General features: G+C 63.4%; 20 protein-coding genes. 4 read left to right on the forward strand and 16 right to left on the reverse strand.

Going from position 1 to position 23,665, the window contains the following annotated elements; translation table 11 throughout:
- Window positions 1–363: 363 nt before the first annotated feature.
- The 11 genes from argF to NGM68_RS03815 form a co-directional block, all read right to left on the reverse strand.
- Entirely contained in the window at window positions 364–1,329 is a 966-nt protein-coding gene (gene argF / locus NGM68_RS03765) for an ornithine carbamoyltransferase (RefSeq protein WP_256469926.1), read from the reverse strand.
- On the reverse strand, window positions 1,326–2,477 hold the full coding sequence (locus tag NGM68_RS03770; protein ID WP_252700315.1) for a [LysW]-lysine hydrolase: 1,152 nt from the start codon (window positions 2,475–2,477) through the stop codon (window positions 1,326–1,328). Before NGM68_RS03770 ends, argF begins: the two co-directional genes overlap by 4 nt.
- Complete coding sequence (locus NGM68_RS03775) at window positions 2,474–3,640, reverse strand: aspartate aminotransferase family protein (RefSeq protein WP_252700316.1); 1,167 nt, start codon at window positions 3,638–3,640, stop codon at window positions 2,474–2,476. The genes NGM68_RS03770 and NGM68_RS03775 overlap by 4 nt, the downstream gene beginning before the upstream one ends.
- Window positions 3,637–4,551 carry an acetylglutamate/acetylaminoadipate kinase gene (locus tag NGM68_RS03780; protein ID WP_252700317.1) on the reverse strand — a complete coding sequence of 305 codons (915 nt, stop codon included), beginning with the start codon at window positions 4,549–4,551 and terminating at the stop codon, window positions 3,637–3,639. Before NGM68_RS03780 ends, NGM68_RS03775 begins: the two co-directional genes overlap by 4 nt.
- On the reverse strand, window positions 4,552–5,637 hold the full coding sequence (gene argC, locus NGM68_RS03785) for an N-acetyl-gamma-glutamyl-phosphate reductase (protein WP_252700318.1): 1,086 nt from the start codon (window positions 5,635–5,637) through the stop codon (window positions 4,552–4,554).
- Window positions 5,637–6,518 (reverse strand): lysine biosynthesis protein LysX, encoded by an 882-nt coding sequence (lysX, locus tag NGM68_RS03790; protein ID WP_252700319.1) that lies wholly within the window; start codon window positions 6,516–6,518, stop codon window positions 5,637–5,639. The genes argC and lysX overlap by 1 nt, the downstream gene beginning before the upstream one ends.
- 55 nt (window positions 6,519–6,573) lie before the next feature.
- Window positions 6,574–6,738, reverse strand: a complete 165-nt coding sequence (gene lysW, locus NGM68_RS03795; protein WP_252700320.1) for a lysine biosynthesis protein LysW — start codon at window positions 6,736–6,738, stop codon at window positions 6,574–6,576.
- Between the two features lie 199 nt (window positions 6,739–6,937).
- Window positions 6,938–8,473 (reverse strand): argininosuccinate lyase, encoded by a 1,536-nt coding sequence (gene argH, locus NGM68_RS03800; RefSeq protein WP_252700321.1) that lies wholly within the window; start codon window positions 8,471–8,473, stop codon window positions 6,938–6,940.
- 2 nt (window positions 8,474–8,475) lie between these two features.
- On the reverse strand, window positions 8,476–9,711 hold the full coding sequence (locus NGM68_RS03805; RefSeq protein WP_252700322.1) for an argininosuccinate synthase: 1,236 nt from the start codon (window positions 9,709–9,711) through the stop codon (window positions 8,476–8,478).
- A gap of 405 nt (window positions 9,712–10,116) precedes the next feature.
- On the reverse strand, window positions 10,117–11,496 hold the full coding sequence (locus tag NGM68_RS03810) for a helix-turn-helix transcriptional regulator (RefSeq protein ID WP_252700323.1): 1,380 nt from the start codon (window positions 11,494–11,496) through the stop codon (window positions 10,117–10,119).
- A 329-nt stretch (window positions 11,497–11,825) separates the two neighbouring features.
- Window positions 11,826–13,535 carry a tRNA uridine(34) 5-carboxymethylaminomethyl modification radical SAM/GNAT enzyme Elp3 gene (locus NGM68_RS03815; RefSeq protein WP_252700324.1) on the reverse strand — a complete coding sequence of 570 codons (1,710 nt, stop codon included), beginning with the start codon at window positions 13,533–13,535 and terminating at the stop codon, window positions 11,826–11,828.
- 412 nt (window positions 13,536–13,947) lie between these two features.
- On the opposite strand from NGM68_RS03815, the gene NGM68_RS03820 reads away from it, so the two are divergent.
- Together NGM68_RS03820 and NGM68_RS03825 are read left to right on the forward strand one after the other, a co-directional pair.
- Window positions 13,948–15,414 carry an ATPase domain-containing protein gene (locus NGM68_RS03820; RefSeq protein WP_252700325.1) on the forward strand — a complete coding sequence of 489 codons (1,467 nt, stop codon included), beginning with the start codon at window positions 13,948–13,950 and terminating at the stop codon, window positions 15,412–15,414.
- A 28-nt stretch (window positions 15,415–15,442) separates the two neighbouring features.
- A complete protein-coding gene (locus NGM68_RS03825; protein WP_252700326.1) occupies window positions 15,443–16,525 on the forward strand; it encodes a sensor histidine kinase in 1,083 nt (360 codons plus the stop codon).
- A gap of 87 nt (window positions 16,526–16,612) precedes the next feature.
- Here NGM68_RS03825 and NGM68_RS03830 read toward each other — a convergent pair whose 3' ends face one another.
- The 4 genes from NGM68_RS03830 to NGM68_RS03845 all read right to left on the reverse strand — a co-directional run bounded on the left by NGM68_RS03830 (window position 16,613) and on the right by NGM68_RS03845 (window position 20,104).
- Complete coding sequence (locus NGM68_RS03830) at window positions 16,613–17,413, reverse strand: ABC transporter ATP-binding protein (RefSeq protein WP_252700327.1); 801 nt, start codon at window positions 17,411–17,413, stop codon at window positions 16,613–16,615.
- Window positions 17,401–18,231: an ABC transporter permease gene (locus tag NGM68_RS03835; RefSeq protein WP_252700328.1), complete on the reverse strand. Its 831-nt coding sequence runs from the start codon at window positions 18,229–18,231 to the stop codon at window positions 17,401–17,403. Before NGM68_RS03835 ends, NGM68_RS03830 begins: the two co-directional genes overlap by 13 nt.
- 2 nt (window positions 18,232–18,233) lie before the next feature.
- Window positions 18,234–19,262, reverse strand: a complete 1,029-nt coding sequence (locus NGM68_RS03840; protein WP_252700329.1) for an ABC transporter substrate-binding protein — start codon at window positions 19,260–19,262, stop codon at window positions 18,234–18,236.
- Window positions 19,263–19,735: 473 nt separating this feature from the next.
- Window positions 19,736–20,104: a thioredoxin family protein gene (locus NGM68_RS03845; protein ID WP_252700330.1), complete on the reverse strand. Its 369-nt coding sequence runs from the start codon at window positions 20,102–20,104 to the stop codon at window positions 19,736–19,738.
- A 112-nt stretch (window positions 20,105–20,216) separates the two neighbouring features.
- Between NGM68_RS03845 and NGM68_RS03850 the strand changes: the two genes are divergently transcribed.
- Window positions 20,217–21,599, forward strand: a complete 1,383-nt coding sequence (locus NGM68_RS03850; protein WP_252700331.1) for an NAD(P)/FAD-dependent oxidoreductase — start codon at window positions 20,217–20,219, stop codon at window positions 21,597–21,599.
- Between the two features lie 12 nt (window positions 21,600–21,611).
- On the opposite strand, the gene NGM68_RS03855 is transcribed toward NGM68_RS03850, so the two are convergent.
- On the reverse strand, window positions 21,612–22,913 hold the full coding sequence (locus NGM68_RS03855) for a Zn-dependent hydrolase (protein ID WP_252700332.1): 1,302 nt from the start codon (window positions 22,911–22,913) through the stop codon (window positions 21,612–21,614).
- Window positions 22,914–23,106: 193 nt separating this feature from the next.
- Here NGM68_RS03855 and NGM68_RS03860 point away from each other — a divergent pair, with 193 nt between their 5' ends.
- A complete protein-coding gene (locus NGM68_RS03860; RefSeq protein WP_252700333.1) occupies window positions 23,107–23,604 on the forward strand; it encodes a dCTP deaminase/dUTPase family protein in 498 nt (165 codons plus the stop codon).
- Window positions 23,605–23,665 lie beyond the last annotated feature (61 nt).

Raw genomic sequence — 23,665 nt, forward strand, 5'->3', positions numbered from 1 at the left:
GTGTACGCGATCCCCCCAGGATCGCCCGTTGTGATGGTGGATTTCCCCCATTGCGCGCCCACGTCCGCCGAACTCCAGCAACCTGTGGTCGCGGCGGTCGTGGTGAGCAGCATCCTGCCTAACGTGCTGCTAACGGCTCCTACCATGGAGTGGCATATAATTGTACATGATTGTCAGTCGGCGCGGTAGATGGCTGAACTGTTCACAACGGATGCCTGAAGACGACGCTGTCGAGGCATGGACAGCTTGAATGTCCAGCTCTTGGATACGAGGGGCGCTGCAATCCAGTGATTGCTTCGATTGACAATGTTCTCGACGTCTGTTGAAACCGTTCGTCACGGCAATTCAATCTTCGTCGGGGAGTCACTCGAGCAACCAGCTCAACACGGCTTTCTGGGCATGCAACCGGTTTTCCGCCTGGTCGAACACGATCGACCGCTCGCTCTCGAGTACCGCGTCGGTGATCTCCTCGCCCCGATGGGCCGGCAGACAGTGCATCACCGCGGCCTCCGGCGCGTGCTCGAGCAGTTCCATGTTGACCTGAAAGCCCTCGAACGCCCGGAGTCGGATCTCGCGTTCGTCCTCCTGACCCATGCTGACCCAGACGTCGGTGTAGATGACGTTCGCATCCGATACGGCGTCAACGGGGTCGTGGGTCGTCGTCGGCGCGGTTCCGAGTTTGGCTGCCCGCTCGAGCACCGACTCGTCGATGCCGTGGTCGGGCGGGGTCGCAACGGTGAGATCGATGCCGGCGAGCGCACAGCCGAGGACGAACGACTGGGCGACGTTGTTCCCATCGCCGATCCACGTGGCCGACACCGAATCGAGGTCGGCGAAGCGTTCGCGGATCGTCAACAGGTCGGCCAGCGTCTGGCAGGGGTGGGCGTCGTCGGTCAACCCGTTGATGATCGGCACGTCGGTGTACTCTGCGAGCACCTCGATGTTCTCGTGTTTGAACACGCGTGCCATTATCGCGTCGACGTACCGTGAGAGCGTTCTCGAGGTGTCTTTCATCGGCTCGCCGCGCCCGAGCTGGATGTCGTCGGCCCCGAGGAAGATGGCGTGGCCGCCGAGATGGGTCATTCCGGTCTCGAAGGAGACGCGGGTTCGCGTACTCGGCTTCTGGAACAGCATGCCGAGCGTCTGTCCGGCCAGATCCTCGTGGCCGTAGCCGCGTTTCGTCGCCAGCTTGTAATCGGCGGCCAGGTCGAGCACGGTGAACAGCTCCGAACGGGAGAGGTCGTCGATATCGAGGAGGTGTCGAACCCCCGAGCCGTCGGTGACGGCGAAGTGTCTCGAGTGGGCCGGTACCGTCTCGTTCCCCGTCACGCTGCCTCACCCCGCAGGCGGCCGGCCACGTCCTCGAGGATCCCGATCGAGCGCTCGAACGCCGACAGCGAGAGGCGCTCGTCGGGCGCGTGATCGAGAGCCGAGTTCCCTGGCCCGTAGGTAACCATCGGGCAGTCCCACGCGCTGGCGTAGATGTTCATGTCGCTGGTGCCGGTCTTCCGGAGGAGCCGCGGCTTTCCGCCCTGGTCTCGAATCGCGACCCGAAACGCACGTGCGACCGTGGTTCGTGGGCTCTCCATCACTGGCGGGATCGTCTCCTTCCAGGAGATGGTGCCGACTTCGAGGGCGGCCTCGGCGGTCTCCCTGACGCTATCGGCGTCAAGATTCGGCGGGATTCGTAGTTGAGCCTCGAGCGTCGCCTCGACGGAGAGGCCGTCGTCGCTGGTGCCGCCCTCGAGGGAAACGGGTTTGGCCGTCACTTGCTCGAAGACGGGTTCATAATCTTCTTCGTCGAACGCATCCTCGACGGCCGACCACCACCGAATCGCCTGCTGGATGGCGTTTGGCTCGGGTCGAGAGGTGTGTCCCGACTCGCTGGTCGCGACGTACGTGCCGGCGAGGAAGCCGCGATAGCCGAGGGTAATGCCGTCGACGCCGGATGGTTCGCCATTGACGACAGCCTCTGGGACGTCGCGGTCGGTCACGAGATGACGTGCGCCGCGGGAGTCAGTCTCTTCCCCGGCGACACCGACGAAGGAGACGCCGGCGTTGACGGCCGCGACGGCCATTGCCGCCAGCGGGCCGGTAGCGTCTACGCTGCCGCGACCCCAGAGCACGTCTTCGCCCGCGTTCGCGACCTCGTCGTCCGTATCGACGGTCTCGACGCGAACCGGAATCTCCCCGGGAACCGTGTCGACGTGCGAGGTCAGAAGCACGGCGTCGTCCGCCGGTGCGCGAACGTTGCCGACGTCGTCGACCCAGACCTCGCGGTCGTGTTCGTCGAAGAACGCGACGAGCACCTCGGCGGCCGCCGCTTCCTCCCAGGAGGGCGACGGCGTCGAGACGAGGTCGATCAGGAGGTCGCGAGCGGACTCGAGCGAGACGGCGGTATCGTCGTCCCCGGTCGCGACGTCTGTGTTCGTCTCCGGATCAGTGCGAGCGGTCGCGGTTGGCTCGCCTCCGTTCACGATTGACTCGCCTCCGTCGGTGCGAGAATCGATTCGAGCGCAGCGACCAGTTCGTCGGCGTGTTTGCGCTCGAGCACGAGCGGTGGGAGCAGCCGAACGACCGTTCGACCCGCCGGAAGGGCGAGTATCTGGTGCTCGAGGGCGAGGTCTCGGAGCACGCGGTTGGCACCTCGTTTGACCTCGATGCCGACCATCAGGCCTTCCCCGCGGACGTCGCGAAGCGGTACGTCGGACGCCTCGAGTTCGGCCTGCAGGTAGTCGCCGACGTCGGCGGCGTTGCCCGCCAGCTGCTCGTCGACGAGGACGTCGATGGTGGCGTTGGCCGCGGCGCAGACGACCGGGTTGCCCGAGAACGTCGACCCGTGGGGGCCGGCCTCCTCGGCAATCCAGTCAGCACAGAGGGTGGCTCCGAGGGGAAGTCCGCTGGCGAGTCCCTTCGCCGTCGTGAGGATATCGGGCGTGACGCCGTCTCCGGCGATTCCCTCGTTCTGGCAGGCCCACGTGGTTCCCGTGCGGCCGAGTCCCGTCTGGATCTCGTCGAAGATCAGCGCCGTGTTCGTGTCCGCGGTAATCTCGCGAGCGGCCGCGAGGTAGCCCGCGGGCGCTGGATTGATCCCGCCTTCGCCCTGGATCGGCTCGAGGATCACCGCGGCGGTGTCGTCGTCGACGGCCGCCTCGAGTTCGTCGCTATCGCCGTAGGTGACGAACTCGACGTCCTCGAGCAGCGGTTCGAACGGCTTCTTGTACTTCGGTTTCCAGGTGGCCGAGAGCGTTCCGGCGGTGCGGCCGTGGAACGCGCGCGTGGCGGCGACGAGCTTCGTCCCACCGGTGGCGCTGCGGGCGAACTTGAGGGCCGCCTCGTTCGCCTCGGTTCCGGAGTTACAGAGCCAGACGTTCTCGAGGACGCCGGGAGCGAGCGCGGCCAGCCTAGTGTGGAGGTCGGTTCGAGCCTTTACGGGGTAGGAGGCCTGCACGAACAGCAACTCGGCGGCCTGTTCTTTCACTGCCTCGACGACCTGTGGATGACAGTGGCCAGTCGGCGTACAGGCGTAACTCGCACCGAAGTCGAGGTAGTCGGTGCCGTCCTCGCTCGTGAGCGTGACGCCTTCGCCCGACTCGATGGTGATCGGTTTCTCGGAGAAGACGAAGCTGTACTCGCTCATTGGCCGGTCACCTCGAGCGTGGCATTGGCGTTGTCGGTTTCAGTCTCGTCATCCAATCCCAGCGCGCCAGGCGTGATCGTCGTCCCGTGCCCATCGAGTGCGTTCGTGACGGGGTCGTTCGCGTTTGCGTCGGCGACGACGACCGACGTGGAACCGGTCTCGAGAGCCTCTTTGGCGGCCATGACCTTCTTCGTCATGAACCCCTCCGCGGCGTCTTCGACGGCGGCGAACGCGTCTTCGGTCGTCGCCTCTTCGATCCTCGTCGCTTCGTCGTCGGGATCGGCGTAGATCCCCGAGACGTCGGTCAGGAGCACGAGGTCGGCCTGAAGCGCTCCTGCGACTGCTGCAGCGGTACGGTCGGCGTCGGCGTTGACTGCGGTGTATCCCCCATCCTTCTCGGCACCGAGGACGGGGCCGCCCACGACCGGAACGTAGCCACCGTCGAGAAGCGTCTCGAGGAGGTCGGCGTTGACGTCCTCGATCGTTCCGGAGTGGTCGCCGCGTTTGATCTTCTTCTTGCCGTCCTCTTTCACGCGAACGGCGGACTTGCGTTTCCCAGCCAGCAGTTTGCCGTCGAGCCCCGAGAGGCCGACGGCGTCGACGCCCTGGTTCTGCAGCCCTTCGACCAGTTCGGTGTTGAGCTTCCCGGGCATGACCATCTTGAAGACCTCCATGGTTCGTTCGTCGGTGAACCGACCGACGATTCCGCCCGGCGTCTCGACGTAGGTCGGTTCCTCGCCGAGGGCCTCGAGCGTCTCGTCGACGGCCGTCGAGCCGCCGTGCACGACGACGACCGACGCGCCGTTGGTGATGAGGTGGGCTACGTCGGCGAGCGCCCCCGCGGGGTCGACCGCGCGAGCCCCGCCGATTTTGACGACGACCGTCTCGCCCTCGACGGTGACACTCGTCATCTACGGTGCCCCCACGGGATGGAGCCCCGCGAACTCGAGTCCGGCGGTCTCCTCGAGTCCCAGTGCGACGTTGGCGGCGTGGACGGCCTGACCGGCCGATCCCTTCATCATGTTGTCGATGGCAGAGAAGACGACGATCCGCTTGTTTGTGGGATCGAGTTCGAAGCCGACTTCGGCGTAGTTCGTGCCCGCGACGGCCTTGGGTTCGGGGTAGCGATAGACGCCGGATCCGCCGGCGGCCATGCGGACGAACGGTTCGTCCTCGTACGTTTCACGGTAGGCTTTCCAGAGGTCTCCTTTCGAGACTGGACTCGAGGGAAAGACGTGGCTCGTCGCGCTCGCGCCGCGAACCATGTCCACGGCGTGGCAGGTGAACGCGACCGAGGTGCCGAGGAACTGCTCGATCTCAGCTTCGTGGCGGTGTCCCGTCGGCGCGTACGGGCGAACGACGCCCGAGCGCTCGGGATGAGAGGAGGCCTCGCCACCGCCGGCACCGCCCTCCGAAGAGCCGACTTTCACGTCGACGACGATCTGTTCCCCACCGTCGAGCACCCCGTGTTCGAACAGCGGGTACAGTCCCAGAATCGTCGCCGTGGCGTTACAGCCACCGCCGGCGATCAATTCGGCGCCCGCGAGATTCTCGCGGTTGATCTCGGGGAGGGCGTACTCGGCTTTCTCGAGGTATTCTGGACTGACGTGCCCGTCGTACCACTCGTCGTACTGTTCTTCAGTATCGAGACGAAAGTCTGCCGAGAGGTCGACGACCGTCTCAGCGACGTCGAAGAACTCGTCGATCTGGCCCATCGAGACGCCGTGCGGCGTCGCCGCGAACAGAACGTCGACGCTCTCGAGATCCGTCGGGTCGCTAAAGCGCAGATCGCTCCCGCGAAGTGGCGGATGCTTCGAGCCGACGCTCTTGCCAGCGGCCGATCGACTCGTAGCCTGCTGAATCTCGAAATTCGGATGGCCGGCGAGGAGGCGTAGCAGTTCGCCGCCCGTGAAGCCGGTGCCGCCGACGACGGAGGCGGTGACGGTCTCGCTGTCGGTCGCCGTCGCGTCGTTGGTGGCCTGTGCCCCCGTCGACATCAGGCGGTCACCTCGAGTGTCGCGTCGTCTTTCTCAGACTCGACTCTCGCCTCGAGCCAGTCGACGACGGCCGCGGGCACGTCCACGTCGACGGCGTCGGTGAGCGCCTTGAACTCGACGGTGTGGTTAACTTCGTGAACCGTGTACCCGCCTGCCGTTTCCATGAGATCGATACCGAGCAGCCCACCGCCGACGGCATCGCTGGCCTTCGCGACCAGCTCAAGCGCCTCGTCGTCGAGCTCGAAAACCTCGGTTTCGGCCCCCTTCGCGGCGTTCGTCAGCCAGTGTTCGGAGGAGCGAGCCATCGCCGCGATGGGGTCGCCGTCGACGGCCAGCACGCGGATGTCGCGGCCGGGCTTCTCGACGAACTCCTGGACGTAGAACACCTTGTGCTCGTAGTGACCCAGGGTCGCCTTGTGTTCGAGGATCGCCTCGGCGGCGTCCCGGGAGTCGATTTTGGCCATCAAGCGGCCCCAGGAACCCACGACGGGTTTCAGGACGCAGGGATACCCGAACGATTCGATGGCCTCGAGCGCGCTATCCTTGGTGAACGCGACCTTCGTCGCGGGCGTGGGCAGGCCCGCGGACTCGAGCGCGAGACTGTTTTTCACCTTGTCGGCACACACCTCCGCCGTCTCGTTGCTGTTAACCACGGGAATCCCGTAGGCTTCACAGAACCGCGTGGCGTAGAGGCTGCGGCTGGTGGCGAGACAGCGGTCGACGACGACGTCGAGGTCGGCGAACGTCTCGCCGGCTTCGCTGATGTCGAAGGTCTGTTTGCGGACGTCGATCTTCTCGACCTCGTGGCCGCGCTCGCGAAGCTCGTTCAGGAGGAGCTTCTCGTCTTTGCGGATCCGGGAGTAGAGTATTCCTACGTTCATGCGAACCACCCGTGAGCGTGAGCTTGGAGCAACTGTGTTGCGACTGTGTGCAAGGTCACTCACCCCAGTCCTCTTCGAGCTCAGGGGCTCGCTCGAGGACTGGCGGCTCGGTGTCGATCACTTCGAGTTCGGCTCCGCAGGTGGTGCAGTCGACGATTTCTCCCACTTCCAGATCGTCGTGCAGGGTCACGTCGGCCCCACACTCAACGCATTCTGTCATTGTACTCCTCTCTCGGCGGTGATTGGACTTAAACCCTTCGAAACTACCAGAAAAATTATGTGACTTATACTACGCTCTAAGAGCGGTGAAAAGGCAATTTTTACGCAAATCCAATTTTGATTATCATCGAAGTGGTATGTTGTCCCCGGGCGGGGACGGCGGCGAAACCGGCGGTCGTCGCCGCAGCGGCACTCTGGCTTCACACATAGCCCGTCACCTCCGATCGCAGGTTGGCATGGGCGTCGTCGAGATCGTCCTCGAGCGCCTGTACGGCTTCTGTATCCGACTCGAGGGCGTTAGCCGCCGACTCGAGCTGGCTCGAGACGGCTTCGGGGGCCGGCCCGCCGGTCGAGTCGCGACTCGCCACGCTCTGGGCGGGATCGAGCGCCGATTCGACGGCCTCGGGGTCGACGTAACCCTCGAGAGGTTCCTCGAGGACGTCCGCCGCGGCGGCGTGGATTGCGTCGTAATCCGCCCCGTGTTCGGCCGCGTGACTCGCGCCTTCACCGCTCGTTCGTTCCGCGGCGCGTTCCGCCGCGCGAGCCACAATCTCGTGCGCCGTCCGGAACGGCAACCCGTTGGCCGCGAGCAAATCCGCGACGCCGGTCGCCGTCGAGAAGCCGGCACCCGCCTCCGCGGCGAGCGCTTCGGCGTTCCAGTCGGCCGTCGCCACCGCACCTGCGGCGACGCGGCTCGCCTCTGACACGGCGTCGACCGTCGACCAGGCGTGGGGGGTCGCCCGCTGCAGGTCGCGGTTGTACGCCCGGGGAAGCCCCTTGAGCGTCGTCGTCAGTCCCTGGACGCCGGCCGCGGCGTCGCCCGCGACCGCCCGAACCAGCTCGAGCGTATCCGGATTCTTCTTCTGGGGCATGATCGATGACGTCGAGGAGTAGTCATCGGAGAGGTAGACGAATCCGCGGTTCGCGAAGATGATCACGTCCTCGGCCAGGCCGGATAGCGTCGTCGCGAGCGTCGACAGCGCCTGGACGGTCTCGAGCAGGAAGTCCCGACTCGAGGAGGCGTCCATCGAGTTCTCGAGCACGCCGTCGAAGCCGAGCAGGTGGGCAGTCCGCTCGCGGTCGATGTCGAACGTCGTTCCCGCGAAGGCGGCCCCGCCCAGCGGCGAGACGTTGGTTCGCGCGTACGCCCCGAGCAGGCGTTCCGTGTCGCGGCGAACCGCTTGCTCGTAGGACAGCGCCCAGTGACCAACGGTGATCGGCTGGGCGGGCTGGAGATGGGTGTAGCCGGGCATCGTCGTCTCGACGTGCTCGCTCGCGACGTCGGCGAGCGCCTCGCGAAGCGCGAGCGTCGCCTCGAGCGCCGCGATGACGTCCTCGCGCAGGCGGTAGCGGATGCAGGTGGCGACCTCGTCGTTGCGACTTCGGGCGGTGTGCATCTTCCCGCCGTCAGCACCGATTTCGTCGATCACTGCGGTCTCGATGGCCTCGTGGACGTCTTCGCCCTCAGGGAGCGCTGCGTGGCCGTCGACCTCGATGGCGTCGAGCGCGTGCAGCACGTCTCCGGCCGTCTCGTCGTCGATGACGTCACACTCAGCGAGCATTACCACGTGGGCGCGGTCAACCGCGAGGTCTGCAGCGAAGATACGCTCGTCGGCCGCGAGCGACGAGAGGAATCCCCGCGCGGGCCCGCCGCTGAACCGGTCGCGGCGAACGACGCTGTCGGCGCCGTTATCGTTCTCGAGCGCCGCGTCGTCCAGGGTATCCTCTTCGGTCATCCTCACTCCTCGTCGGTTTCGGCTCCGCCGTCGGTCGCCATCTCGAGTGACTCCTCACCATCGGTCTCGAGTGACTTGTTCGCCAGACGGCGCTGGAAGCCGTGGTACTTCGCGACGCCCGTGGCGTCCTCCTGTGTGATCTTGCCGACTGTCTCGGTGTCGAAGGAGGCGTGGGCCGCCGAGTACGCCGCGTATTTGCTGTCGCGGGCGACGGCGCGAGCCTGGCCACCCTCGAACTTGATCGTCACCGTTCCGGTGACGCGCTTCTGGGTTTCGGCGATGAACCCCTCCAGCGCGCCCACGAGCGGGGCGTCGACCAGCCCCTCGTAGCCTTTCTGGGCCCACTGGTTGTCGACCTGGGTTTTGAACTGACGTTCCTCCTGGGTCAGGACGAGGCTCTCGAGGGACTCGTGGGCGTTGAGCAGCGTCGTCGCCGCGGGGTGTTCGTAGTTCTCTCTGACCTTGAGCCCGAGCATGCGGTCTTCCATCACGTCCGTGCGACCGACGCCGTGGGAACCGGCGACTTCGTTCAGGTGCTCGATGAGGGCTACCGGTTCCATCTCCTCGCCGTCGAGGGCGACGGGATAGCCGTTCTCGAATTCGATCTCGACGAGTTCCGTCTCGCCGGTTGGCTCTTCGGTCCACTCGTAGATGTCCGCCGGTGGGATGTAGTTGGGGTTCTCGAGTTTGTCCCCCTCGACGGAGCGACTCCAGAGGTTGGTGTCGATCGACCAGTCGCCCTCGTTGCCCCCCTCGACGGGGAGGTTCTTCTCGGCGGCGTACTCTTGTTCCCACGTACGCGTGAGGCCGAGTTCGCGGATGGGCGCGATGACCTCGAGGTCGGAGTCGCGCCAGACGGCTTCGAAGCGAAGTTGGTCGTTACCCTTGCCGGTACAGCCGTGGGCGATGCCCGTACAGCCGTGTTCTTCGGCGACCTCGAGAATCTTGGTCGCGATGACCGGGCGGGCGAGTGCGGTTCCGAGCGGATACCCCTGGTAGGTCGCGTTCGCGCGAACGCCGTCGAGACAGAGCTGGGCGAACTCCGCTCGCGCGTCGACGACGTAGTGTTCGAGGCCGAGGGCCTCGGCGGTCTCTTTGGCTTCGGCGAATTCCGAAGCTGGCTGACCGACGTCTACCGTGACGCCGATAACGTCGTCGTATCCGTATTCTTCCTCGAGCAGCGGGACGCAGATGGTCGTGTCCAGGCCGCCCGAAAACGCGAGTGCAACGCGTGTCATGTCGTACTCGAATACATCGGGAGGATGGACTTAAATTCGTTGGTTTAGGATTTGGAATTTATTGACAGAGCGGACGCTAACCGGGAAAAACAGGGTTTCCTGCAAAGTTGCAATATACCGAGGTCAGGGGATGGAGTAATAGTGGGCCTAAAGGCCCGGTCGTCGTCGTGGGGCGACAGCGCTCGAGCTACCGAGAACAGCGAGTACGGTAGTGGCGAGGTCGCTCATCTGGGAGTACCTAAACGACTCGAGCTATTAAAGGCTACTGGGTGGGCAAATGTTACAGTTCCTGTACTGACATGGTCGACACGAGTTGTGAGCAACTCAATAGCTGCTGTACGGATGCACTGTCGATCGTCGACGGTGTGGCGGGCAATCGGCTGTAACGGCGCACACCGATTTCTATCAGGGCTGGTCGTCGTCCTCGGTCGTCTCCCCGTTTCCGATCGCTGGCTCGACGGACTCCGAAAGAGTCAACACGTTTTCACGACCGATCCGGAACGCGTCGATATCGCCGGACTCGCGAAGGCCGCCGACGACCTGGCTGGTTTTAGCCTCCGTCCACTCGAGTTCGGCGGCGACCTTCTGTTGTTTCATGCGGCCGCCGTGGCGCTCGAGGAGTTGAAGGACGCGCTCTTCGTTGCTCAGCAGATCGTCTGGCGGGGTGACCGGTTGTGGTGTGGTCGGTTCGCCGGATTCCACCGACGATTCCGACCAGGTGTGTGGCGGCAACTGCTCGATGTCGCCGTCTCGAAGGATGAACCAGCCAAGCAGTGCTGCCGCCGCGAGCACGAATAGGCTCCCGAATCCGAGCCAGGACAGCGGAATCAGTGGCTCCGCACTGGATTCGTCCTCGCTCTGACTCGCCGTCTGCTCCATCAACTCGATGATGGGTTCTCCCTCGAGGAAGTCGGTCTGGTCGCCGTTCCAGATGGCGGCCCTGTCACGTCGGTCGTCGGGGAACGGCTCGATCATCGTATCTTCGTACTCCATCGGCCAGGTGACGACCAGTTGCGTCCGGTCGTCGAGTTCGATATGACCGAACGCGTCACCGACCTCGATCCGGTTGAGTTCCACTCGTGCGAACTCCTCCCAGTGGAATTGGAAGCGGACGTACCCCGTCTCCTGTGGCGTCGAGGTTTCCTCGAGTGTGACCTGATGGCCGCGGGCTGACATCTCCCGCCCGGTCACATCCGCCGCCTGTTCGACACGCTCTGACCAGTTCTCCTCGAGCAGTTCGAGGTGCCGTTCGGGGTCGTTTTCGATCTCGTCGCGCACGGATTCCCAGCGGTCGCTGGCGTTTTCGTCGCCGTCGAGCCGGTACCGGTACTCGAGCGTCCAGGTGGCCGTTCCGTTTTCGTAGATCTGAACGTTGATCGCGAGTTCGTCGTATCCCGTCGGTGTCGCGCCGAAACTCGAGGTGTCGTTTTCGGTGATGACGGTCTCATTGCCGTTCGTGGTCTCATTGCCGTTCGTGGTCTCGTTGCCGTTCGTAGTCTCGTTGCCGTCCCCATTGGCATCCGTTGCACTCTCGTTTCCGTCATCTGTCTCGTTGAGCGCACCCAGGGACGTTGCTATCGGAAGCGCGTCCAGTGAACCGACGATCTGGCCGCTCTCGGAGTCACCTTCCATCGTCACTTCATCGATTCCGTTGCTGCCGGGATGTGCACCCATCCCAGCCTCGTATACTCCGGAATCAGCCGCCGCGACCGATGGGAAGCCCGTACAGAGACACCCGAGCACGACGAGCACCATGAGGAGCGCTCGGTGCTCCCTCGCATCCATTGCCCGGTAATGGCATGGCCGGATAAATAGGTCTTTCCGACCTGTTGGTCGTTCTGTGTGTTGGCTGATATACTGACTGGCGTCTTCCCTCGTTGTTACCAGCCACTGTTGAAACCGGTCTCCGCGAACCTGCCCTGGTGGTTCCAGGCCACCGGTTAGGCGGTGAATCGTGACGGCCATCGACCAGGCCACCTCCCGACGAACGCAACGGTTTACAGAGAGGTCATCCATCGAACGCAACGGCTTTTGGAGACCTGACTCGAGCGCCAACTGTGAAAAAACTACACAACTGCCCCCGAGAACCGACCGGAACCGTCACTGTGGACGGTTTACCGCCGTGACTGGAGTCGCTTGCTGACGTACGGTCCATCCTGGTGGTAGCCGAGTTTGTTCCGGTAGTACTCGCGTGCGCCGATCCCCGAGATGACGCTCACCTTGTCGTAGCCCGCCCCCGCCGCGAGTTCCTCGGCCCGTTCCATCAGTTGCGTGCCGTAGCCCTGATGTTGATGCTGGTCACCCTCACTCTCGTCGCCGACCGAGACCTCGCTGCCGTAGACGTGTAGCTCCCGAACCAGGGCCGCGTTCTCGAGTTCTGGCCGAACGGGATCTACGTCGGACGAGTCCGACGAGGATCGCCTCGCTTCGCTCGCCTCACCGTTCGGGAACCGGAGTCGACAGAACCCGATCAGGAGATCCTGTTCGAAGTCCTCGATCGAGATGAAGTGTTCGGTGCCGCCACAGGCCTCGTAGGTCATCACGTCGAGGTCGATCTCTTCGGGTTCGGCGTCGTTCATGCCGACTTCACGACAGCGGATACACTCACACGTCCAGCCGTGTTCGTCCATCCGCTGACGGGCGAGTTGCCGGAGGTTCGACTTCCAGACGCCGGCGTCGATGAAGTCCGCCGGGATGTCCCGCTGGACGCGCTGAAGGCGGGTGTACCGCGGAATCATGTCCTTAATTTCGGCGACGAGGTCGGCGGCTTCCTCGTTCGTCAGGGGCTCGTACTCGTCGTTGTACCACCAGTCGTACGTTGCCGTCCCCCGAACGACGAGGGTCGGATAGATCTTGAGGTAGTCCGGTCGCCACTGGGTCGATTCGAACAGCTCCCGGAAGTCCTCGAGACACATTTCCTTGCTCATTCCCGGCTGGCCAGGCATCATGTGGAAGCCGACCTTGAAGGCCGAGTCCCGGAGGCGGCGGTTCGCGTCGATGGAGTCCTGGGTGCCATGGCCGCGGTGCATCTCCCGGTTGATGCGCTCGTAGGTCGTCTGGACGCCGACTTCGACCTTCGTCCCCCCTAACTCGAGCATTCGATCGATCTGTTCGGGGTCACACCAGTCGGGTTTCGTCTCGAACGTCGTTCCGATATTTCGTACCGAGTTCGTTTCGTTCTCGGCGATCACGTCCTCGAGGTACCGCCACTCGTACGCCGTTGGATCTTGTGCGAAGCTCTCGCCCTCTGCGGGCTCGGGCGCTTTGTCGACGTCGTAGTCGTTCATCGCCTCGAGGGCGCGCTTGACGAACCACTCCTGGTAGTCGTGGCTGCGGGCGGTCATCGTCCCACCCATCAGGATCAACTCGACTTTGTCGACGGGGTGGCCGATCTCGCGCAGTTGCTCGAGGCGGAGGGTCACCTGCCCATAGGGGTCGTAATCGTTCTGGACGCCGCGGGCGGCGGCTGGCTCCTGTCCCGTGTAACTCTGCGAGGACGAGAACTCCGAGTCCGGCCCGCCGGGACAGTACAGACACTTCCCGTGGGGACAGCGCTCGGGGCTGGTCATGATCGCGACGGGGGAGACGCCCGAGGCCGTCCGGACGGGTTTGCGCTGGAGTACCGCCTCGAGTTCCTCGCGGTGTTCCTGGGGAGCGTAATCGAGCAGTTCGGAGTTCTTGGGCACCTTGGGCGCGGAGTGTTCCGAACACGCCGCTAACTTGGCCTTCTCGACCTCGTCACGTTCGATCTCTCCCTCGAGAATGCGCTCGATCAGGGTCTCACAGACCGCCTCGAGCGCGGCTGACTCGCTGGCACCGCTCATCGATATGGTATCACCGTGGCGGCCGGTTAAGGGTATCGCCTCGGTGATAGGGGTGGTAATCGGGTCAAGGGGTGCTCTCGATTCGTGGCAGGCGACCTTTTCGACACGAGTCGCTCTGGTTCGGCCACGAACTGGAGCCGACTCCGGAACGACAGGAAGAAAGACCTTCTTTCCATTCACACAGGGCTGGTGTCGACGCAGTGTGCGCGATTTTGAACACCGTCCACCACTGGCCAACCTGTTGAAATATCGCATATATAATGGTTGCACGCTGGACAATCGACGATTGTACTGGGCTGAACTGTCGGCCGCAGCACGGTTGTTTTCCCCGAACCGTTGTGTTGTTCTATTGATTTATTTTGTTGAACTCCACAACAAATGATTGATATTCATCCACCTCCTTTTTTGTGCCGTGAATACAGACCTCTCCCCCATCGGCAGCGGCATTGACGGATTGGACGACATCCTTTCGGGGGGGTTCGTCCCGGGCCGGATGTACCTCGTCCACGGTCAGCCCGGTTCCGGAAAAACGATGCTCGGCATACACTTCCTCGAGGAAGGGCTAAAGCAAGGGGAGACAGCGTTGTTCGTCCACGGGGAGGAGTCCCGTGAGGAAATCCTCGCGAACGGCGCGGCACTTAACGTCGATATTAGCGATGCGTTCTTTCTGGATCTAGGCCCGGATTCTGCGTTTTTTACGGAAGATTACTCGTACGACCTCGTCGAACCCAGCGAGATCGAACAGGATCGGTACACGCAGGACATTTACGAGGCGATCCGGGAGATCGACCCGGATCGGGTCGTCATCGATCCGATCACGCAACTTCGGTACGTCGAGGCCGATGAGTATCAGTTCCGAAAGCGGATTCTCTCGTTTATGCGATTTCTCAAGGAGCGCAACGTAACCGTCCTCACGACGGCGACACCGTCGTCCGACGTGTACAACACCGAGATTCAATCGCTCAGCGACGGCATCGTCGCGTTGCGGCGAGCGGAAAACGGCCAACGTCGTATCGACGTGACGAAACATCGCGCGCTCGGACAGAAAGAGGGCGATAACGGAATGAAGATACGCGAGAACGGTATCGAGGTCTACCCCCGACTCGATCCCCACATGGGTGAGCGCCCATTCGAGACCGAGTTACTCACGTTTGGGATCGACCAGCTGGACGATTTGACCGGTGGCGGGTTCGACCGCGGCTCGGTGACGTTCATCAGCGGGCCGACGGGTGCCGGGAAGACCTCGACCGGGACGCACTTGCTGGCGAAGGCTGCCGGGAAGGGACTTCGCTCAGTGGTGTACCTGTTCGAGGAGGATTTCCAGACGTACACGCACCGTTCGGAGTCGATCGGACTCCCTATTTCGGAGCTACAGTCGAACGATTTGCTCTCTGCCGTCGAAATCAAGCCGCGAACCTACTCGAGCGAGGAGTTCGCTCACATGGTCGTCGACGACATCGAGGAGAACGGGACGGATATCGTGATGATCGACGGGATCGACGGCTATACGACGGCTATTCAGGGCGCTGAAAGCGATCTGATCAGGAAATACCACGCACTCACCAGGTATCTGAAACAACACGGCGTGACGACGATCACGACGAACGAGATTCCCGAAATTACGGGTATCACCTCCGCGACGGACAACAATCTCAGCTACGTCGCTGACAACATCATGTTCCTGAGCTACGTCGAAATGGACGGGAGCCTTCGAAAGGTCGTTGGCATGTTGAAAAAGCGATCGGGAGCGTTCGAACACAACCTCAGGGAGTTCACGATCACTGCCGACGGAATCGAGGTGGGTGACTCCCTGACTGGCCTGTACGGCATCTTGCAAGGGACGCCACGAGACAACGGTCGGATGGGGTCATCGGAGTAAGCTGTACGGACAATTGTGCCCTCCATACATGAGCACGATCCAACTACTCATCGACGGTGACGGGAATCGGGAGGCGATCCGCGAACTGCTCGCGGGCCAGTACGAAGTACTCACTGAGCAGTCTGCGACGGACGCTGATCTGTACATCGTCGACGACACCTCGTTTCCGAACCACTACGAGCATCTGAGCGACTGTATCGAAGCGAGTGAGCCAGTCTTCTGTCCGGTCATCCTCATTCGTCGGACTGTACATATGTCTCGGCTGTCACTCCCGAAACCCGACGAACACGACGGGCCGCTCCTCGTCGACGACATCGTGGATGCACCCGTCGATCAGAATCAACTGTTTCGACGGATCAACACCCTCCTGATTCGGCGGAACCAGTCCGCACAACTCCAGCACTACGTCTCGAGGCTCGAGGAATCGAACGCCCGGTTAGAGCAGTTCGCCTACGCGGCCTCACACGACCTCCAGGAGCCGCTTCGGATGGTCACGAGCTACTTACAGCTCATCGAGAGCCGGTACGGCGACGAGTTCGACGAGGACGGCGAGGAGTTCCTTGAGTTTGCCATCGACGGTGCCGACCGAATGCGGTCGATGATCGAGGGACTACTCGAGTACTCACGAGTGGATACCGAGGGGAACCCGCTCAAGCCGACCGACATGAATGACGTCGTCGAAGACGTCCGGATGAACCTGGAGATGAAGATCGACGATCACGAGGCCCAGATCGAAGTCGATTCGTTACCGGTCGTCAATGGCGACGAATACCAGCTCCGACAGCTTCTCCAGAACGTCCTCTCGAACGCGATCGAGTACAGCGGCGACGAGCCACCACGCATACGGATCGCTGCCAACCGGAACGGTACGCACTGGAAACTCTCGGTGACGGACAACGGGATCGGTATCGACCCCGACGACCAGGATCGAATCTTCGAGGTGTTCCAGCGACTCCACAGCCGGGACGAGCATCCGGGTACGGGGATTGGGCTCGCCCTCTGTAAGCGGATCATCGAACGACACGGCGGCGACATCTGGGTCGACTCCGAACCCGGCGAGGGGTCGACGGTGACGTTTACACTCCCACCGGCTGAACAATCGGCCGTTTGATGGTGAACGTTGTAACAGTGTGCCATCGTTTGCCGGCATCGAAGTAGGCAAACGGTGGTACGTGACGGCAACGATCCCTGTGAGTCGTTAGCGAAGCAGCTCTCGAACCGTCCGTTTCAACGAGACGAACGCCTGCTCATCGATATCCCGCGGCCGCTCGAGGTCGACTGGAACGATCTCTCGGACGTCACCCGGTTCGGTACCGCCCATCACGACGATTCGATCGGCGAGCGTCACCGCCTCCTCGACGTTGTGGGTGACGAAGAGGATCGTCTTCCCGGTCGTCCGCCAGATCTCGAGCAGTTCTTCGTGGAGCATCGCCCGTGTCTGGGCGTCGAGCGCGCCGAACGGTTCGTCCATGAGGAGGATATCGGGATCGACGGCCAGCGCGCGGGCGATTGCCACCCGCTGTTTCATGCCGCCACTCAACTGAGATGGATAGGTGTCTTCGTGCCCGGAGAGTCCCACAAGGTCGATGAGCCGGCGCGACCGTCGTTCGCACTCGTCGTCGGTGTACGAGCCGTGCTCGAGCCCGAAGCGAACGTTGCCACGAACCGTTCGCCACGGGAACAGGTGGTACTCCTGGAAGACGATGCCGAGGTTGGGTGTCGGCCCAGTGACCGCCTCGTCTCTGAGTCGAACTTCGCCGTCAGTCGGTCTCTCGAGCCCCGCGATGAGCCGGAACAGCGAGGTCTTCCCGCAGCCGGAGGGGCCGACGATGACGACGAACTCGCCTTCTTCGACCGCGAAGGAGACCTCCTCGAGCGCGGTTATCGATCCCTGCTCGCTGTCGTACCGCTTGCTTACCCCGTCGACGTCAACGAGCGGTGTCGAATCGGGGCGTTCCAGACAGTCGTCCGCAGACGCCGATTCGCTCAGTTCTGCCATGCGATCACCCGCTGGCTGACCGAACGGAAGGCCGCGTCGACGATCAGGTAGACGATGCTGAGGACGAGGATATACGCGATCACGCGATCGACGCGTAAGTTGTCTCCGGCGCGGATGATCTGTCGACCGATGCCTGAGACGCCGAAAATCTCGGCGGCGACGACCAGCATCCAGCATCGGCCGATCCCGGTTCGAACGCCGGTGAGGATCGCGGGAAGCGCGGCCGGAATTACGACCGACCGGAGCAATTTCAGGTTGTGCTGCACCCCGAGACTGCGTGCCACGTCGACGAGTTCAGTCGAGACGTTCTCGACGGCGCCGTAGGTCGCGTAGAAGTTGATCCACAGCGCGCCGACGGCCACGATGAACGCCGCGCCGGTGTGATTGATGCCGAACCAGGCGATCGCGAAGCCGATCAACGCTAGCGGCGGTACCGGACGGAGGAGGCGAACGATCGGTGCCATGGCGTCGTCGACCAGTTCACTCCATCCCATGGCAACGCCGAGGCCGATGCCGACGAGCGTGCCGACGATCGTCCCGGGAATCCAGTGGAGCATGCTGTCTCGGAGCGCCACGAGCATCGTCCCGCCCCGGAGTTCATTCAGGAACGCGGCGGCGACGGCGTCCGGCGCCGGAAGGATGTACGGTGGCTGGGTGAACGAGACCGCCCACCAGAGGCCGACGAAGGCGACGATGCCGAAGAGTCCACGGCCGACCCGCCGGCCGGTTGGGAGCCGATCGACCACCGCTCCGGCACCCGACCTGCCGCTCACCAGGCCGGCGTCGGTTGCGTTCGCGGTCTGTCTATCAGCACCCATACTCACGCAACCTCGTCGTACACTGACGTGTCGAAGATGTCCTCGAGGTCGAGGTAGTCGTCGGTCTGTCCGTTCCGATGGGCGAACTCCGCGAAGATCTCCGTGCCGTTCTCGATTTCGCGCGGATCGGTCACGAAGTTCGACAGCGGCGACTCGAGCGCCTGCTGTGCTCGCTCGAGCGGCATCCCGATCCCCTCGCTGACGTGTTCGGCCGTCTCCCCGGGGTTATCGTTGATGAACTCGGTGGCACGGCGGTGTTGCTCGAGGAACTCGCGAGCCACCTCACTTTCGCGAACCTCGTCACTCATCAGGGTCACCGCCGCGGGTTGGCCGGGCATGATCTCTGCCGCCGTCAGAAACGTCGACACCGATGACTCCTCTTCCTGGGCGATCGTCGGCACCGGTTCCATGATGCTGGTACCGTCGATCTCGTCGTTGGCGATCGCCTGCCAGACCGCACTCGCACCGTTGATCTCGATGATCTCGGTGGCCTCCTCGGGTTCGAGGCCGACGTCGGTCTCGAGCCAGTAGCGCAGGAGGACGTCGGGAACGGAACCCTGGGGAAAGGTACCGAACCGGAACGGTGTGCCACGTTCGTCCGTCCAGCGCTCGAAGGCGTCCGCGCCGTGGTCGGCCCACAGTTGCTGGAAGTCGTCGTGAGCCATGATTGCCATCGGTTCGGTGATGTTCGCCGCGGTCACTTTCGCGGGTATTCCCCGGTCGATGACGATCATCGAGGGAACGATGCCGAACATCGCGACGTCGATCTCGCCGCCCCCGTAGGCCTGCACGATCGCCGGGCCGTCGGTGAACTCGCGGGCGTCGACGTCGACGCTTAGTTCGTCGAGGTATCCTTCCCCGTCCATGACGAAGTACTGGAGATCGGGGTAGATCGGCATATACGCCAGCGTGAGTTCCTCGAGATCGCTCCCGAGACAACCCGCTAAACCAGCCGTGCCGGCGGCGACGGCGCCGCCGACTCCCTGAAGGTAGTTACGTCGAGAATACACACGAGTATCATCGGTAGTCATTACCGTCACGTACCGGGCGGGGGTGTTTCTCAGGCCCGGTGGCGGAAAGGTTCGTCCGTATCACTGGCGCCCGAAAACGCCGCCGGTTCGCAAAACCCGGTGACTTTACCGATTTATTGGAAAATCTGTCTCGAAGCGACGTCATAGATCGGCGCAATATCAGCCGCTAGTACCCGTCGTTCCCGGTCTGATTTATCACGAAGAAAGTACGACGTGCCCACGGTTGGGTTGCAGGCTCGTCCCGAGCATCTCGTGTCGGTGCTCGAGCACGCAGCGGCCGCTCGAGGATCCCATCGGCGGGTGCCTCTCGACGGGGAGGCGAATCCATCTCGTTACTGGCTCTATCTTTCGAAGTTGGTATACTATCTGTATCAAAGCACTATAGTGATCAAACTATGTTGATTTCGGGAAATGCGACGCTCGAGACGCCGATGGTCTCTGTAGCTGGGATCTCCGAAACCGGGCGTGGATTCTCACCGATCCGCCTGGTTCTCAACCCAGTCGATGACCGCCTCGGCGGGAATGAACCCCTCTGCGCGCCGGTCGACCGGCTCCCCGTCGACGAACACCACCAACAGGGGAACGCTCCGCACGTCGAACCGCTCGATCAGGGGCGGGTCGTCCCGAGGGTTGATCGTCCCGACAGCAGCGTCGGTCGCCTGGGCGACGCCAGTGAGTACTGGTTCCATCGAGGCGCAGATGCCACACCCCGACGTGTAGAACTCGAGTAAGACGACTGGGTGAGCGTCGACGAACGCCTCGAGCTCGGCTTCGGTCTCGAGCGCGACGGGTCGTTCAGGGGTTTCCTCGAGCGGCAGTTCAGTGTCTGTATCGGGAGTCATACCTTCGGTAGGGGGCCGAGCTACCAAGGTGTTCCGCCGATTGGACGCGACAACTATCACGGCGCGCCGACATTCAGGCACTTTAATAGGGGTCGCTGAGTCCCAACGCTGTATGGAACGCGTTGACGTCGCGATCGTCGGCGGTGGGCCTGCGGGCGCCTCGGCAGCAGAGCGCGCCGCCGCCCACGGCGCCGAGACGATCCTCTTCGAACAGGGTGTACCTCGAGAAGACCGCGAGGGCCTCGGTCCGGATTCGACCGACGCCGCCGGGATGCTCGACTACTGGATCGACATTATGGACTTCGACTACGAGGAGATTCCCGACGAAGTCATCCTCCGGGAACTCGAGGGCACCGAGTTCATCGGCCCCTCGAGTCGCGTCCACCTTCGGACGACGGGCATGGACGCCCGCTATCCGAAGTTCGGCTACACCTTCCACCGCGCCCGGATGGACGACTGGCTCCACGAGCGGGCAACAGAGGCGGGAGCCGACCTGCGTGTCGGGACGGGCGTGAAGAACCTCGAGAGTGACCTCTCGGGGGCCGAACCGATCCACACGCTCACGCTCTCCGATGGGGAGCAACTCGAGGCGACCCACGTAATCCTCGCTGACGGCCCACAGCGTCGGATCACGCTGAACGCGCTGGATCAGTTTCTGGTGGGCAAGAGCGTCTCGGATCACCTCTCACCACCGAAGGCCAACCACATTGCCTACCAGGAGTATCGCGAGTTCCCCGAGGAGCTCTTCACGGAGTTCGAGGACACCCTCAAGTTCTGGTGGGGGTACATGCCCGGGGAAACGGCCTACCCGTGGATCTTCCCCAACGACGGTACCGTCGCCCGCGTCGGCCTGACGATGCCCATCGGGATGACCCTCGAGGACGTGCCCCACCCCGATTCGTACAAGCTCCTGAAGCCGAGCGACGACGGGATTCCGACCGGGAGCGAGTACATCCGCCGCCTGCTCGAACTTGAGTACGGCGACGAGTACGACATCGAGGAGGACATCCCGATCGTCGAGGATCGCGGGAAGTCGAAGGGAACCGAAACGTATCCGATCTCCTCGACGCGTCCGATCGAGTCGCCCGTCGGTGCCAACATCGCCGTCGCCGGCGGCGCGATGGGGACGACCTCGGCGTTTCACGAGGGCGGCTACCACGTGGCCGTCCGCACGGGCAAGATCGCCGGCCGACTCGCGGCGACGGACGGCCTCGAGCACTACAACGACGTCTGGAAGCGGGCGATCGGCGACGAGATCCTCCGGAACGTCGCGTTCGCGGACATCGTCAAGGACTACGAACCCGACGACTGGGACTGGGCGTTCGACGTCGTCAGCGGCATGCAGGGCTCGAGCGACGGGGGCGGCTCCATCCTCGATAAGAAGTACTCGAAGGGGATCGGGGCGACGAAGATCCTCACCGCGTACAAAAAGCGGAAGTTCACATATCGAAACGGGAAATACGTCCAGTTGGCCGAAGACGAGTACGTGTACTGACGGAGACTACTTTTACCGCTCGCTCGAGAGCCGTGCCATCGCCGCCGCGAGCACCCGCGTTGCGGTCGCACAGTCCTCCCAGTCGGTCCACTCGAGCGGGCTGTGGGAGTAACCGCCACGGGAGGGCGCAAAGAGCATCCCGGTATCGGTGACGCGGGCGACGTTCATCGCGTCGTGGGCCGCTCCCGAGTGAAGTGAAAGCGAGTCGACGCCTAACGCGGTCGCCTCGGACTCGAGTGCCTGCTGACAGCGCTCGCTCATCGCGGCTGGATCGACCTCGAGGTGGCGTTCCATCGTCGTTGCCACTCCGCGTTTGCCCTCGAGAGCCTCGAGAACCGTCTCGGCTTCGGTGAGCAACTCGCGCATGACGTCGCCGTCGACGTCCCGAATGTCGACGCCGAGGTCGACAGTGCCCGGGATCACGTTCGTCGCGTTCGGGCTGACGGTACAGTTCCCGACGGTTGCGACCGCGGTGTTGTCACCCGCCTCGGCCGCGTGATTCCCCGCCGCCTCGAGGGCCAGAACGAACTCGCTGGCCGCGGCGAGGGCGTCGGTTCGGTCGGTCATCGCGGTCGCACCGGCGTGGTTGGCCTTGCCTCGGATCTGAACGCTCGAGTGGGAGATGCCCGTGATAGCGGTTACGACGCCCACGGAGACGTCGTGAGACTCGAGAACCGTATCCTGTTCGACGTGCAGTTCCAGGAAGGCGTCCCACTCGCTGGCGTCGAGGCGGCCCTCGCCCCGGTAGCCGATGTCTTCGAGGGCCCGCTCGAGGGTTCGTCCACCGTCTCGCTCGCCGTTTTGCGTCTCGCGACCGTCGCGATCCAGCGCGCCGCCGTCGGTCAGTGCCAGGGCGTTTTCGACCGATCGCTGTCCCGTCGCGACCGACGACCCGAGCAACCCGCCGGCGAAGGTGGCCCCCTCCTCCTCGGTGAACGAGACGACTGTCAGCGGGCGGGCCGGCTCGAATCCGGATTCCTGCAGCGAGCGAATCGCCTCGAGGGCGGCGTACACGCCGAGTTGGCCGTCGAAGATGCCGCCCTCGGGAACCGAGTCGAGGTGGCTGCCAGCCGCGACCGGGGCCTCCCCGGGGTTGGCGCTCGGGGGTGTCCAGGTTCCGGTCAGGTTGCCGACGGCGTCGACGCTGACGTCCAGGCCGGCCCCCTCGAGTCGCTCGATGAGCCTATCTCGGGCGTCACGGTTCGCTTCACTCCCGGTGAGAACCGTTCGGCCGCGCCCTTCGTCGGCCTCGATCGCCCCAATTGATGCGGATTCCTCGAGGTCGGATCGAAGTCGTCCCGTATCGATTTCCATGGTTGTCTCTCGTCTCCCAGGTGAATGTGTATTGTGCCCGGGGGCGTTCGCGCCTACCAGTCGGTGTTGGGCACTCCCTCGAGCGAGATGAACGAACCCCCTTCCCGATGGGTGTCGAACCGAGCCAAACGACCGTCCTCGAGTCAATCGACCACCACGATTTTTCATCTCCGGGCACGTCTCCCCGACCAGCATGTCCGTCGAACACGATATCCGCTCGTTCGTCGACAATCTGGTGTACGAGCAGACGCAGGTACACGACCACGGGGTCGATCTGACGGTCAGCGCCATCTACCGGGTCGCAGGCCCGGGCGCACTCGACTTCGGTGGCGACGAACTCGAGGACGCCGACCTCGAGCCAGTCCCCACTGAACCGAGAGACCCCGAGGACGACTACGAGTGGTGGAACCTCGAGGGAGGCCAGTACGTCGTTCAGTACAACGAGTTCCTAACCGAGACCGACGAGTCGCTCGTGTTACAGCCGCGAAACGAACTGCTGGCACGCGGCGGCTCCCATCCGACGGTGCACGTCGTCTCCCATCTCCCGCTATTGCCACTGTCGGTTCCCGAGGGCGGGTTGTCGATCAAGGAGAACGCCCGGATTTCGACGCTGCTGTGGCCGGCGGGCGGTGACGCCGGTGGTGCGGGATCGGCCGAACCCGTCGACACTCGAGGCGACACGAACCGATAGGATCCGAATACTACTGGCAGGATGGTGGAGTGGCTCCCCAGTACCGACCGTGGCGATGAGC

The organism is Natronosalvus vescus, from assembly GCF_023973145.1.
In the GTDB taxonomy this organism is placed as follows: Archaea; Halobacteriota; Halobacteria; order Halobacteriales; family Natrialbaceae; genus Natronosalvus; species Natronosalvus vescus.

Excerpts from the sequence above, each read along its gene's own strand:
- NGM68_RS03830 (WP_252700327.1), bottom strand. The coding sequence starts at position 17,413 with ATGGCAGAACTGAGCGAATCGGCGTCTGCGGACGACTGTCTGGAACGC.
- NGM68_RS03775 (WP_252700316.1), bottom strand. The coding sequence starts at position 3,640 with ATGAGCGAGTACAGCTTCGTCTTCTCCGAGAAACCGATCACCATCGAG.
- NGM68_RS03835 (WP_252700328.1), bottom strand. The coding sequence starts at position 18,231 with ATGGGTGCTGATAGACAGACCGCGAACGCAACCGACGCCGGCCTGGTG.
- NGM68_RS03850 (WP_252700331.1), top strand. The coding sequence starts at position 20,217 with ATGGAACGCGTTGACGTCGCGATCGTCGGCGGTGGGCCTGCGGGCGCC.
- NGM68_RS03855 (WP_252700332.1), bottom strand. The coding sequence starts at position 22,913 with ATGGAAATCGATACGGGACGACTTCGATCCGACCTCGAGGAATCCGCA.
- NGM68_RS03825 (WP_252700326.1), top strand. The coding sequence starts at position 15,443 with ATGAGCACGATCCAACTACTCATCGACGGTGACGGGAATCGGGAGGCG.
- NGM68_RS03860 (WP_252700333.1), top strand. The coding sequence starts at position 23,107 with ATGTCCGTCGAACACGATATCCGCTCGTTCGTCGACAATCTGGTGTAC.
- NGM68_RS03780 (WP_252700317.1), bottom strand. The coding sequence starts at position 4,551 with ATGACGAGTGTCACCGTCGAGGGCGAGACGGTCGTCGTCAAAATCGGC.
- NGM68_RS03845 (WP_252700330.1), bottom strand. The coding sequence starts at position 20,104 with ATGACTCCCGATACAGACACTGAACTGCCGCTCGAGGAAACCCCTGAA.
- NGM68_RS03805 (WP_252700322.1), bottom strand. The coding sequence starts at position 9,711 with ATGACACGCGTTGCACTCGCGTTTTCGGGCGGCCTGGACACGACCATC.
- NGM68_RS03840 (WP_252700329.1), bottom strand. The coding sequence starts at position 19,262 with ATGACTACCGATGATACTCGTGTGTATTCTCGACGTAACTACCTTCAG.
- lysX (WP_252700319.1), bottom strand. The coding sequence starts at position 6,518 with ATGAACGTAGGAATACTCTACTCCCGGATCCGCAAAGACGAGAAGCTC.
- lysW (WP_252700320.1), bottom strand. The coding sequence starts at position 6,738 with ATGACAGAATGCGTTGAGTGTGGGGCCGACGTGACCCTGCACGACGAT.
- argC (WP_252700318.1), bottom strand. The coding sequence starts at position 5,637 with ATGTCGACGGGGGCACAGGCCACCAACGACGCGACGGCGACCGACAGC.
- NGM68_RS03815 (WP_252700324.1), bottom strand. The coding sequence starts at position 13,535 with ATGAGCGGTGCCAGCGAGTCAGCCGCGCTCGAGGCGGTCTGTGAGACC.
- argH (WP_252700321.1), bottom strand. The coding sequence starts at position 8,473 with ATGACCGAAGAGGATACCCTGGACGACGCGGCGCTCGAGAACGATAAC.
- NGM68_RS03810 (WP_252700323.1), bottom strand. The coding sequence starts at position 11,496 with ATGGATGCGAGGGAGCACCGAGCGCTCCTCATGGTGCTCGTCGTGCTC.